Consider the following 12,412-nt stretch of genomic DNA (forward strand, 5'->3'; position numbering starts at 1 on the left):
CGCTTCGCTGAGCCCGAGCCCGTGCTTCGCTGAGCCCGAGCCTGTGTTTCGCTAAGCCCGAGCCCGTGTGAGCAGTGCCTGAATCCGGGACACCAGCTCACGCGGGCTGAACGGCTTCGTCACGTAGTCGTCCGCGCCGGCGCTGAACCCGCCCTCGACGTCCTGCTCCTGCACCCGGGCGGTGAGCATGATGATCAGCATGCCGGCGGTGGACGGATCGGCCCGCAGCATCCGGCACACCTCGATGCCGGACAGCAGCGGCATCGAGACGTCCAGCACGGCGAGGGTCGGATGGTGCGACCGGGCCATCTCCACCGCGGCCTGCCCGTCGCCGACCGTGAGCACCTCGAGTCCGGCCTGCTCCAGCTTGAACGCCACCAGGTCACGGATGTCGGCGTCGTCGTCGGCCACCAGGACCGTGGTCACGGCAGCTCCCCTCGATCAAAATCACTACCTGAATGACCATATACGGTCATTTCCGCCTTTGGCGGGCAGTCCCGGAATGCCGAGCCGGCCGCCCCGGCGAACCTCGCAACCCAGCCGCAACCGTGGTGCGACCGGTCTGCATCCCCGCAGCGGTCTCCTGATTGCCGGACACCGCACGGACCGCACCGAGAGGAACCGCATGACTGCACTGATCTACGACATCCGCACCGAGGCGCTCTTCGTCTCGGACCTGCAGCGTTCCCAGCGACCGACCCCCGAGTTGATCCGCGCGGCCGTCACCGCGACGGTGGACCGGCTCGGCGAGGACGGCTGCGCGGAGCTGGTGGCGCAGGAGTTCGGCGAGCACCCGGACTGCGCGCCGGGCCGGATGCGCTGGGCCCGGACCGCGGTCCGCTCCGCGTTCGCCGCCTGAGGCCTTCGCGGAGTCGGCGGGCCGGCCGGCCGTATCGGGGTCGGCCGGCCGGAAAATCAAGATCAAATTCATGATGTCGTGCGTCCGCCGGGGTACAGATCGTCGCTCCCGCCGGGACCCCTGCGGGCTTCGCTGGCCGCTGGCGCGTCCAGAACGCGAAGCCCTCCGGGGCGACGTCCGTGGGTGGGCACGGAAGAAAACCCGTCGTCTCTCATCGCGGGAAAGGCGCGCGCCGCGCTGGCCCCGCCCCGGCCCGCGCCGTTACGCTCCCGGCATGACCGCGCGATTGAGCATGTGGTGGCCCGCCTGACCGGCGGCCACACTCCCCGCGCGTAAACATCACGCGGCCGCCTCTGTCGAGGCGGCCGTTTCGTATGGTCCGGCTTCGGCAGGGGCGTCCGCCCGACCGGAACGAGGAACCATGCCCTTCGCCCTCCTGCACCGCGACGGCGCCGACCATGTCGAGGTGCTCACCGGCGACGTGATCACTGTGGACACGCTCGCCGACATCCCGCTCGAACCCGGCCGCCCGGTGCTGGCCACGATCCCCTACCGGCAGATCACCGAACGCGGCTTCGACTGTGTCGACGACGGCGCGCCACTGGAATGCCTGCTGGTCTCGTCGGTCACCACCCAGCCGCTGAGCGACTTCCCCGCCGGTGACCTGCGGGTCTCCGGCGGCCGCTTCGACCTCGGCGACGACGAGTACGGCCGGATCGTCGAGGACGTGCTCCGCGACGAGATCGGCCACGGCGAGGGCGCCAACTTCGTCATCCACCGGGTGTTCGAGGCGTCCGTCGAGGGTGACCCGGTGGCGGCGGCCCGCGCGGCGTTCGGCCGGCTGCTCGCGAACGAGCAGGGCACGTACTGGACGTTCCTGGTGCACACCGGCACCCGGACGCTCGTCGGCGCCACCCCGGAACGGCACGTCAGCGTCAACGACGGCATCGTGATGATGAACCCGATCAGCGGCACGTTCCGGCACGGCTCCGGCCCGCTGATCGACTTCTTGGAGGACCCCAAGGAGGTCGAGGAGCTCTACATGGTCCTCGACGAAGAACTGAAGATGATGGCCACCGTCGCGGAACACGGCGGCCAAGTGGCCGGGCCGTACCTGAAGCAGATGGCGCACCTCACCCACACCGAGTACCTGCTGGCCGGGCGCGGGTCGCTGGACGTCCGCGAGGTGCTGCGGGAGACCATGTTCGCGCCGACTGTCACCGGCAGTCCGATCGAGAACGCCTGCCGGGTGATCGCCCGGCACGAGAAGCGCGGCCGCCGTTACTACGCCGGGGTGCTGGCCCTGCTCTCGGTCTCCGACACCGGGGAGCAGTCCCTGGACGCCCCGATCCTGATCCGCACCGCGGAGATCACCCCTGACGGCACGCTGCGGGTCCCGGTCGGCGCCACCCTGGTCCGGCACTCCACGGCGGCGGGCGAGGTGGCCGAGACCCACACGAAGGCGGCCGGCATCCTGGCCGCCCTGGGCGCGTCCACCATCCCGGCGCGGGTGACCGCCCCGCCGGCCGCGGGTGAACGAGAGCTGGCCTCGCTGGCCGCCCGCAACGTCGACCTGGCCCGCTTCTGGCTGGACTCCCGGGAGGAGGGCGCCCTCGCGGTCCCGTCCCTGACCGGCCGCACCGCCGTGATCGTCGACGGCGAGGACACGTTCACCGCCATGCTCGCCCACCAGCTGAAAGCCCTCGGCCTCACCGTCTCCGTCCAGCCCTGGTCCACCCTCACCGGTGTGCCCTCACCCGCCGCAGCCTCGCCCGGCGCAGCCTTGTCGGGTGCCGACTTGGCCGACGCGGCCTTGGCGGCGGATCTGCTGGTGGTCGGGCCGGGGCCGGGGGATCCGGCGGATCCGGACGACCCGAAGATGGTCACGATGCGCGGTGTGGTCGCGGCCCGGCTCGCGTCCGGGCGCCCGCTCTTCGCGGTCTGCCTGGGACAGCAGATGCTGGCCCAGCACCTGGGGCTGCCCCTGATCCGGCGGGACTCCCCCTACCAGGGGCTGGCCCGCGACGTCGACCTGTTCGGCACGGTCCGCCGGGTCGGCTTCTACTCCAGCTTCACCGCCGTCTCCCCCAGCATGGCCCTCTCCCCGGGCGCGGCCCTCTCCTCGGCCGCGGATCTCTCCCCGGGCACGGATCTCTCTCCGGCCGCCTTGATCGACTCCGCCTACGGTCCCGTGGAGATCGCCTGCGACCCCGCGGACCGCACCGTCCACGCACTACGCGGCCCGTTCTTCGCCGGCGTCCAGTTCCACCCCGAGTCGGTCCTGAGCCGCGACGGCATCGACGTTCTTCGTGAACTTCTCCCCACACTCCTCGCCGAAGTGATTAGCCCGCTCCCGAACGGGTAGCGATTAGACGCCGGTGGTCCAAGGCGATCGAGAGCCTCACCTTGGGCCACCGACCCACTCCCCGCCACCCTGGGTGAACAACCAGCCGGGCCCGGAGCAGCTGCCGCTCCCACGGGCGCCGCTCCATGGACGCACCCGCCGCTACCCCGAGGCGCACCTGCCGCTCCCAGGGGCGCCGGGAGGACGCATTCCGGCAATGCGTCACCCTGCCGCCCCCAGAGGGCCGCCAAGCGCACGCAATCCGCCATCGCGGACCCCCACAGCCCTCCCAACCACCGTCCGCGTGCACCCACCGCCCCGCCACCCACCACTGCGGACCCTCCCCGCCCCACCAAAGCCCAACGCGGACCACCACCGCCCCACCGTCAACCACCGCGGACCGCCACCGCCCCTCCAGCAACCACCGCGGACCACCACCGCCCCTCCGTCAACCACCGCGGACCGCCACCGCCCCTCCAGCAATGAGCGCGGACCGTGACCGCCCCTCCAAAACGAGCGCGGACCGTGACCGCCCCCGCACGACGGGCCGCACCCAGCTCCTGGCGCCCCCGCCCCGGCCGCGTTGTCCACAGGGGCTGGAAACCGCAGTTCACCCCGCAGATGCTGGACGCATGTCCGGAACTCTCTCCGATCCGCGCACCACCTACGCGTTCCATGAGCTCCTCATCCGCCAGGACGGTTTGATCACCTGGCAGCAGGCTCGGCAGTTCCTCAATGAGAAGGCCGTCCGCCACCGCATCCGCTCCGGCCGCTGGACCCGGATGCACCGCGGGCTCTACCTGACCCACACCGGCGCCCTCACCGAACGCCAGCACTGGTGGGCGGCAAGCCTCGGCGCCGGCAACGGCCGCCCCGCCCTGCTCGCCGGCGTCTCCGCCCTGCACCTGCTCGGCCTGCACCAACCCACCTCGGCACGCCCCCGGCCGCCCCGCCCCCACTCCCCGGCCTCGCCGCCGGAGACGTTCGAGCCGGTGCACGTTCTCGTGCCCGACGCCCGTCCCGACCGCAATCCCCCGCCGGGCGTGATCGTGCATCGCACCCGCCGGCTGTGCACGGCGGATTCCTGCCCGACCGTCGCACCGCCCTGCACCACCGCCGCCCGCTCCGTCATCGACGCCGCACAGTGGGCGTTCACCGACACCGAGGCGATCGCCCTGATCGCCTCGGCTTTCCAGCAGCGCCTGGTCAGCGAGGCGCAGATCCGTCCGGTGCTGGCCCGCATCCCCCGGCTGGCCCGCCGCCGCCTGATCGAGACGACAGTCGCCGACGCCGCGGGCGGCTCCGACTCCGATTACGAGATCGAGTTCTACCGCCTGTGCCGCCGGGCCGGTCTGCCGCACCCGGATCGGCAGCGAGCCCGCACGGACCGTTTCGGGCGGCGGCGGTACTGCGACGTCTACTTCGACCCGTGGCACCTCCAGGTCGAGATCGACGGTTCGCAGCACATGGAGGTCCGTGGCTGGTACCGGGACATGCGCGCCGCCAACGAGGCCGCGATCCACGGCACCCGGCTGCTGCGCTTCCCGGGCTGGGCGATCCGGCACCGGCCCGCCGAGGTCGTCGCGGACGTCCGCGCGGCCCTTTACGCGGCGGGCTGGCGCGGCGAGCCCCCAGCCCGGGGGGCCGCCTGACTGAAACGGGTGAATCTTGGGTCGGGTGGGGTGGGACGGGGTTTACCGAGGGGTCGTCGACGGGTATGCGCACGGCGTCGTTGACCTTCCCGGAGGGACACCTTGACCGAGCCGCACGTCACCCTCGATCCGCAATCGCTCAACCCGGTGGAAGAGAAGCTGCGCGGTCCGCTGGAGGACCAGCTCAGCTCCGCTCTCCAGGCCGCAACCGTGAAGATCCAGCAGCGGTACGCCGGTGAGAGCGTCGACCAGGTCACCTCGATGCTCCTGGACCAGGCCAAGTCCGGTCTGCACCCGGACATCGCCGCGGGCTTCCACCCGGACCACGAACAGCTGCGCCACGTCGCCGAGGAGATCGTCGCCCGCTCCTGACGAGCGAAAGACGAGCAAAGACGAGCGAAAGACGAGCGAAAGACGAGCAAAGACGAGCGAAAGACGAGCAAAGACGAGACGAGGGCGTGGCGTCCGGGCACCCGGACTCCACACCCCACTATCGAGGCCGGTCGGGCGCCCGCAGGGTCAGGATCAGGTCGACAACCAGGGCGCTCCACCCCGTCTGGTGCCACGCGCCGAGCCCGGCCCCGTTGTCCCCGTGGAAGTACTCCGGGAACGCGACCAGATCCTTCCAGTCCGGGTGGACCTGGAAGAGCTCGGTCGCGCCGTAGATCGGCCGGTGCCCGTCGGCGTCCGGGACGAACAGCGCGATCAACCGGGTGGCCAGGTCGTCGGCGACCTCGGTGAGCGAGACCTTCCTCTGTGACCCGGTCGGGTACTCCACCTTCAGGTCCTCGCCGTAGAACTCGGCGAACTCCCGCAGCGCCTCGACGAGCAGGTAGTTGACCGGCATCCAGACCGGGCCGCGCCAGTTGGAGTTGCCGCCGAACAGCCCGCTGGTGCTCTCGGCCGGCTCGTACCCGACGGTGAAGTCCGAGCCGCCGAGCGATACGGTGAACGGTTTCTCCAGGTGGGCCCGCGACAGGGTGCGCAGACCGTACGGGGAAAGGAATTCCTCGGGGTCCAGCAACCGCGCGAGAATCCGCAACAGCTGGTCCTGGCCGACCATGCTGAGCAACTGCTGGCGGCGGCGGTCGGTGCCGCCGAGGCGACGGGCGCTGATGATGTCGCCGTAGTCGGTCTGGTTGTGCAGCATCCAGCGGACCCGCGCGTTGACCTCGGGCAGCCGGTTCAGCGTGTCGGAGGTGAGCCGGGTGGTGGCGGCGAGCGGCAGCAGACCGACGATCGAGCGGGCCTTGAGCGGCACCTTGTGACCGTCCGGCAGGCGCAGCACGTCGTAGAAGAAGCTGTCCTCCTCGTCCCAGAGCCCCTGCCGGTACGCCGCCTCGGCGATGTACGTGAAGTGCTCGAAGAACTTGGTGGCCATGTCCTCGTAGGACCGGTCGTGCAGGGCCAGGATGATCGCCATGTCGAGCAGGTTGAGGGCGTACATGGCCATCCAGCCGGTGCCGTCGGACTGTTCGAGCACGCCGGCGACCGGCAGCGCGGCCGAGCGGTCGAACGGGCCGACGTTGTCCAGGCCGAGGAAGCCGCCCTCGAAGACGTTGTTGCCGCCGACGTCCTTGCGGTTGACCCACCAGGTGAAGTTGAGCAGCAGCTTGTGCATCACCTTGGCCAGGAAGTCGTAGTCCCGGCCGCCGTCGATCTCGAAGACCCGCAGCGCGGCCCACGCGTGCACCGGCGGGTTCACGTCGGCGAACGACCATTCGTACGCCGGAATCTGCCCGTTGGGGTGCATGTACCACTCGCGCAGCAGCAGGAGCAGCTGCGACTTGGCGAACCCGGGGTCGACCCGGCTGATGCTGACACAGTGGAACGCCAGGTCCCAGGCGGCGTACCAGGGGTACTCCCACGGGTCCGGCATGCTGATCACGTCGAAGCTGTTCATGTGCCACCAGCCGTTGTTGCGCCCGTAGCGCCGGCCCGGTGGCGGTGGCGAGTTGGCCGGGTCGCCGATCAGCCACTGCTTCACGTCGAAGTGGTAGAACTGCTTTCCCCACATCAGCCCGGCGATGCCCTGCCGGGCCACCGCCGTCTCGTCCGGGGTGGCGGCGGCCGGGATCACGCCGGCGAAGAACTCGTCGGCCTCGGCGAGCCGGTCGCGCATCACCGCGGTCCAGTCCTCGCCGAGGTCGAGCGGTTCGGCGGGCGCGTCGGTCTGGCTGAGCCGGAGCCGGATCGTCCGGGTCTCCCCGGCCTCCAGGGTGAGCTCGTAGTGCAGGGCGCCCTTGGTGCCGACCCCGGCCGGGTTGACCGACGGCAGGTCGGAGATCAGGAAGTCGTTGATCCCGTCCTTCGGGTACGGGCTGCGCCCGGGCAGTCCCCACAGCCGCTGCGAGTTGGTCTCGTTGTCGCAGACCAGCGCGGGCGGGGCACCCTCGGCCTCGAGGGTGATGTGCCCGATCGAGCGGTGCCGCCCGGCGATCCGCCCGGGGGTGCCGGTCAGCGACGGGATCGGCCGGTTCGGCAGCCCCCAGGACCAGGTGTTGCGGAACCACAGGGTGGGCAGCACGTGCAGGGTGGCCGGGTCGGGGCCGCGGTTGGACACGGTGATCGCCACGCACATGTCGCGCGGGCCGGCCTTGGCGTAGTCGACGGTCACCGCCCAGAACCGGTCCTGGTCGAAGATCCCGGTGTCGACGAGCTCGTACTCGCTCTCGGTGCGGGAGCGCTGGCCGTTGACCCGGACCAGCTGGTCGTACGGAAATTCTGTCTGGGGGTAGTGGTACCGCCACGTCATCCACGAATGCGTGGGCGTGGAGTCCTGGTACCACCAGTAGTCCTTGGCGTCCTCGCCGTGGTTGCCGCCGTCGCCGCCGAGGCCGAACATCCGTTCCTTGAGGATCGGGTCCTTGCCGTTCCAGAGGGCGAGGGCGAAGCAGAACGTCTGCCGGTCGTCGCAGACCCCGGCCATGCCGTCGTCGTTCCACCGGTACGCCCGGGAACGTGCGTGATCGTGCGGGAAGTAGTCCCAGGCCGTTCCGTGCTCGCTGTAGTCCTCGCGGACCGTGCCCCACGCCCGCTCGGAGAGGTAGGGACCCCAGGCGCGCCACGGCTGCTCGCCGGAGTCGGCCTGGTCCAGCCGATCCCGCTCCGACACGTCCGCTCTCACCATCCCCACCATCTACGACCCGGAGTCGATCACACTGAGACTGTCATGGTCTGGTGTCAAGTGTGTCGGCTCCGCCGATTCTTACCCATGGTCGGAGGTCCACACTCGTGTCCCCCGTGCGCCCGATCACGTTCGGACCGCAGGTATGTACCGATCTCGCCGCCGGAGCGACGAAAGAGTGGCTGGTGGCCGACGGTGTCGGCGGTTATGCCATGGGCACCGTCGCGGGCCTGCGGACCCGGCGCTATCACGGTCTGCTCGTGGTGGCCGGTCTCACTCCGGCGTCCCGCATGCTGGGCCTGGCCGCGTTGGACGCGGTGGTCACCCTGCGGTCCGGCGCGCGGGTCCGGCTGGGCTGCCACGAGTGGGCCGGCGGCGTGATCGAGCCGCGGGGCCACACACTGCTGTCGAGCTTCGCGCTGATCGACGGGGTGCCGCGGTGGCGGTGGCGGATCGGCGCCGTGGTGATCGAGCGGGAGATCGCCGCGGTGCACGGCCGTCCGGCGGTCGCGGTGGTGCACCGGCTGATCGCGGGCGGTCCGGTGGATCTGACCGTGGAGGCGCTCTGCACCTGGCGGGACGCGCACGCCGACCGCTCCGGGTTCGCGCTGGCGACGACCGCGACCGCGGACGGGTGTGTGGTCGAGCAGGCGTACCGGATCGCCGGGCCGGGCTTCGCCTCGGCCGGCGAACTCTTCCAGGCGGTTCGCTACCGGGAGGAGGCGGCGCGCGGTCTTCACGATCAAGAAGACCTTTGGTACGCGGGGAGCTTCCACGCCGCCCTCACCCGCCCCGGCCAGGTCGCCGAGATCGCCGCCTGGGCCGGTGAACTGGACGATCCCCCGCCCCCGGCGGTCACGGCGGTGGACGCCGCCCGGGCCCGCAACCGGGCCGTGGTGGCCGCCGCAGCACCCGCCGACTCCACCGGGGCGGCCCTGGCGCTGGCCGCCGACGCGTTCGTGGTGCGGACCCGGACCGGGCCGGACGTGGTGGCCGGCTACCCGTGGTTCGGTGCCTGGTCCCGGGACACGATGATCGCGTACGAGGGCCTGTTCCTCGCCACCGGCCGCGCCGAGCTGGGCCGGGAGCTGCTTCGTTCCTACGCCGCCACACTGTCGGAGGGCATGCTGGCGAACACCGCCGACACCGGCAGCGTCGAGTACAACACCGTCGACGGCACCCTGTGGTTCCTGCACGCGACCGGCCGGCACGTGGCCACCACCGGCGACACCGACCTGGCCGCCGAGCTGCTGCCGGCCCTGACCGCCGTCATCGAGCACCACCTGGCCGGCACCCGGTACGGCATCGCCGCCGACCCGGTCACCGGCCTGCTCACCCAGGGCACCCCCGGTGAGGCGCTGACCTGGATGGACGCCCGGGTCGACGGGGTGCCGGTGACCGCCCGGGCCGGCCAGGCGGTCGAGGTCAACGCGCTCTGGATCAACGGGCTGGCCAGTGTCGGGGCGCTCGGGCCGGCTGCCTTCGAGCCGCTGCTCGGGCGGGCTCGGGACAGCTTCGCGCGCTCGTTCCGCTCGCTGTCCGGGATGCTCCAGGACGTGGTCGGTGATCACACGTTGCGCCCCAACCAGCTGTTCGCGTGGTCGCTGCCGTACGCGCCGCTGCGCCCGGACGCCGCAGTGCTCACCCGGATCGGGGCGGCGCTGCTCACCCCGATGGGGTTGCGCAGCCAGGCGCCGGGCTCCACCGGCTATCACGGCCGGCACCGCGGGACGTCCGCGGAGCGGGACACGGCGTACCACACCGGGACCGTCTGGCCGTGGCTCACCGGTGCGTACGCCGGCGCCTGGCACCGCCTCGGCGCCGAGGTCCCGGACGTGTTCGCCGACGCCGAGGCCCACCTCACCGAGTACGGCCTCGGCTCCATCTCGGAGACCGCGGAGGGTGACGCCCCGCACGCCGGCACCGGCTGCCCGTTCCAGGCCTGGTCGGTGGCCGAGCAGCTGCGCGCCCGGAAACTCTGAGGAACCGGCATCGCACCCGATCCGCAACCAGCAGGCTCGATCATGGTGACCATGGATCGTTTCCGGCCCGGGGCGTGGCGGCTCTGGCTCGCCGTGGTCGTCACCTGCGCGCTGCTCCGGACGCTGGGGCAGCTGCTCGGCGCGCCGTTCCTGGGCTACGAGATCCCGTACCTGATCATCACCTGCTCCGCGCCGCTGATGATCCTGGCCGGCGTCCGCCTGCACCGACCGGCTCGGCCCGGCGGCTGGATCACCCTGGCGGTGGGGCAGGCCGCCTACGCCGCCGGTGACGTGATCTTCAGCTTCGACGTGTGGAGCACCGGGAACATGGCCGAGCCGACCCCCGGCGACATGTTCTACCTGAGCAGCTACGTGCTGACCGGCGCGGCCGTACTGACCTTCATCCGGCGGCGCACCCCGGGGTGGAACCTCGCCACGGCGGTCGACGCGCTGGTGGTCGCGCTCAGCAGCGGCTTACTGACCTGGGTGTTCCTCGTCGAGCCGGTGGCCAGCGACTCGACCCTGCCGATGGCGGCGAAACTGACCGAGGCGTCGTACCCCATCTTGGATCTGATGCTCTTGATCCTGGCCGTCCGGTTGGTGCTCGGCGCGGGCGCACGCACCCCCGCGCTCTACCTGCTCTTCGGCTACCTCGGGGTGATGTTCGCGGCCGACACCGGCTACGCCGTGGTCGGCCTGCTGGGCGGGGAGAACACCACCGAGCCGTTCACCGGCGGGCTCTGGGTGGTCTCGCTCGGGCTGATCGCCGCGTGCGCGCTGCACCCGAGCATGCGGGACTTCGACACCCCCAGCCACACCGCGACCCCGGACGCCACCCCGGCCCGGCTGACCGTGCTCACCTGCGCGGTGCTGATGGTGCCCGGCCTGCAGTTCGTCCTGCACACGATCGGCAAGGACCTGAACGTGCCGCTCGCCAGCGCCGCCTGCACGGTGATGTTCCTGCTGGTCATGGCGCGGATGGCCGGCCTGGTCGCGGCGCAGCGGCGGGCCGCCGACACCGACGGGCTGACCGGGATCAGCAACCGCCGGCACTTCGAGGAGACCCTGGCGAGCGAGTGCCGCCGGGCCGCCCGGGCCGGTTACGGCATCGGCCTCCTCATGATCGATATAGACCACTTCAAAAAGATCAATGACACGTACGGCCATCCGGCCGGCGACCGGGTGCTGAGCGAGGTGGCCCGGCGGCTCTCCAGCGGGAACCGGGCCGGCCTGCTGCTCGCCCGGTACGGCGGGGAGGAGTTCATCGCGCTGATCCCGCACGTCGGTGCCGGAGAGCTGCCGGCGATCGCCGAGCGGAACCGGCTGGCCGTCGCCGAGCTGCCGTTCGCGGCCACCGACCAGACCCTGATCACCGTGACCGCCTCGGTCGGCGCGGCCTCCGCACCCGGCCATCTCGCCGACCCGGCCGAGCTGCTGCGCGCCGCCGACCAGGCGCTCTACGCGGCGAAAGCGGCCGGCCGCAACCGCGCGGTCGTCGCACCCACCGTTCACACCCCGGCAACCGCCCACGGTTAGATTCGTCCCATGCCCGCCTCCGATTATGTCCGGAACCTCCGCGCCCGGGTCGGCCCCGAGCTGATCATGTTTCCGACCGTGTCCGCGATCGTGCTCAACGACCTCGGCGAGGTGCTGCTGCACCAGCGCAGCGACACCGGCCAGTGGGCCCTGATCGCCGGCATGATGGACCCGGGCGAGCAGCCGGCCGACGCGGTGCTCCGCGAGGTCGAGGAGGAAACCGCGGTCCGCGTCACCATCGAACGCCTGGCCGGCGTCCTGTCCCACGACGTCACGTACCCGAACGGCGACCACTGCCAGATGGTCAACATGTTCTTCCGCTGCCGCGCCATCGCCGGCGAGGCCCGGGTCAACGACACCGAGTCCCTGGCCGTCGGCTGGTACCCCGTCGACGCGATGCCGGACATCAGCCCGTTCGCCCAGAAGCTGCTCTCGGTAGCCCTGGACGACAACGCCCCACCCTATTTCGCCACCCCAGGCGAAGGCCGCTCCTAACTTTGCGCCTCCCCGCGCGACAGCCCCCAGCTGGCCCTCACGGCCGCTATGGCTCGCCTTAACGGCCACCACAACCAGCCAAACCAACCACGCTGGCCCTCACCGCCGCCATCGCTCGCCTTAACGGCCACCACAACCAGCTAGACCGCCCGGGCTGGCCCTCACGGCCGTTATGAGCCCGTTTCAAGGGCCACCACAACCAGCCGGGCGAGTCCCCATGCCGCTCAGCCTGTTTTGATCTCGGTGGCCCCACGGCTTTGGAGTGGTGTTCGGGTGCAGGTGGGTGGGGGCGTCGCTGTGGGCCGGGATGTTCGGTCGCTCGGTGTCGCTGCGACGACCGGCGTGGGTGATCGATGCCGGCGGGGCTGTAGGGGTCCGCGCTCAGCGCCCACGGGACGGCAGAAGACCGCGCTCAGC

The 12,412-nt window shown here is 71.2% G+C and carries 9 protein-coding genes; 7 read left to right on the forward strand and 2 right to left on the reverse strand.

Annotated features, from left to right (window positions below; translation table 11 throughout):
- Window positions 1-51: 51 nt before the first annotated feature.
- On the reverse strand, window positions 52-426 hold the full coding sequence (locus Apa02nite_RS23440; RefSeq protein WP_067705362.1) for a response regulator transcription factor: 375 nt from the start codon (window positions 424-426) through the stop codon (window positions 52-54).
- 199 nt (window positions 427-625) lie between these two features.
- On the opposite strand from Apa02nite_RS23440, the gene Apa02nite_RS23445 reads away from it, so the two are divergent.
- The 4 genes from Apa02nite_RS23445 (at window position 626) to Apa02nite_RS23460 (ending at window position 5,227) form a co-directional block, all read left to right on the forward strand.
- On the forward strand, window positions 626-859 hold the full coding sequence (locus Apa02nite_RS23445) for a hypothetical protein (protein WP_067705364.1): 234 nt from the start codon (window positions 626-628) through the stop codon (window positions 857-859).
- Window positions 860-1,280: 421 nt separating this feature from the next.
- Window positions 1,281-3,224, forward strand: coding sequence for a chorismate-binding protein (locus tag Apa02nite_RS23450; RefSeq protein WP_203826898.1), 1,944 nt, complete (start codon window positions 1,281-1,283; stop codon window positions 3,222-3,224).
- 611 nt (window positions 3,225-3,835) lie between these two features.
- Window positions 3,836-4,855, forward strand: a complete 1,020-nt coding sequence (locus tag Apa02nite_RS23455; RefSeq protein WP_203826899.1) for a type IV toxin-antitoxin system AbiEi family antitoxin domain-containing protein — start codon at window positions 3,836-3,838, stop codon at window positions 4,853-4,855.
- A gap of 102 nt (window positions 4,856-4,957) precedes the next feature.
- A complete protein-coding gene (locus tag Apa02nite_RS23460; protein WP_067687626.1) occupies window positions 4,958-5,227 on the forward strand; it encodes a hypothetical protein in 270 nt (89 codons plus the stop codon).
- A 118-nt stretch (window positions 5,228-5,345) separates the two neighbouring features.
- Here Apa02nite_RS23460 and Apa02nite_RS23465 read toward each other — a convergent pair whose 3' ends face one another.
- Window positions 5,346-7,985, reverse strand: a complete 2,640-nt coding sequence (locus Apa02nite_RS23465) for an MGH1-like glycoside hydrolase domain-containing protein (RefSeq protein ID WP_203826900.1) — start codon at window positions 7,983-7,985, stop codon at window positions 5,346-5,348.
- A 113-nt stretch (window positions 7,986-8,098) separates the two neighbouring features.
- Between Apa02nite_RS23465 and Apa02nite_RS23470 the strand changes: the two genes are divergently transcribed.
- From Apa02nite_RS23470 to Apa02nite_RS23480, 3 genes are read left to right on the forward strand one after another with little or no spacing between them, the layout of a single operon-like run.
- A complete protein-coding gene (locus Apa02nite_RS23470; protein ID WP_203826906.1) occupies window positions 8,099-9,964 on the forward strand; it encodes an amylo-alpha-1,6-glucosidase in 1,866 nt (621 codons plus the stop codon).
- Between the two features lie 51 nt (window positions 9,965-10,015).
- The gene (locus Apa02nite_RS23475; RefSeq protein WP_203826901.1) at window positions 10,016-11,500 is read left to right on the forward strand and encodes a GGDEF domain-containing protein; all 1,485 of its coding nucleotides are present in this window, start codon (window positions 10,016-10,018) and stop codon (window positions 11,498-11,500) included.
- A gap of 9 nt (window positions 11,501-11,509) precedes the next feature.
- Window positions 11,510-11,995, forward strand: a complete 486-nt coding sequence (locus tag Apa02nite_RS23480) for an NUDIX hydrolase (RefSeq protein WP_203826902.1) — start codon at window positions 11,510-11,512, stop codon at window positions 11,993-11,995.
- Window positions 11,996-12,412 lie beyond the last annotated feature (417 nt).

It is taken from the genome of Actinoplanes palleronii (assembly GCF_016862315.1).
Classification (GTDB): domain Bacteria; phylum Actinomycetota; class Actinomycetes; order Mycobacteriales; family Micromonosporaceae; genus Actinoplanes; species Actinoplanes palleronii.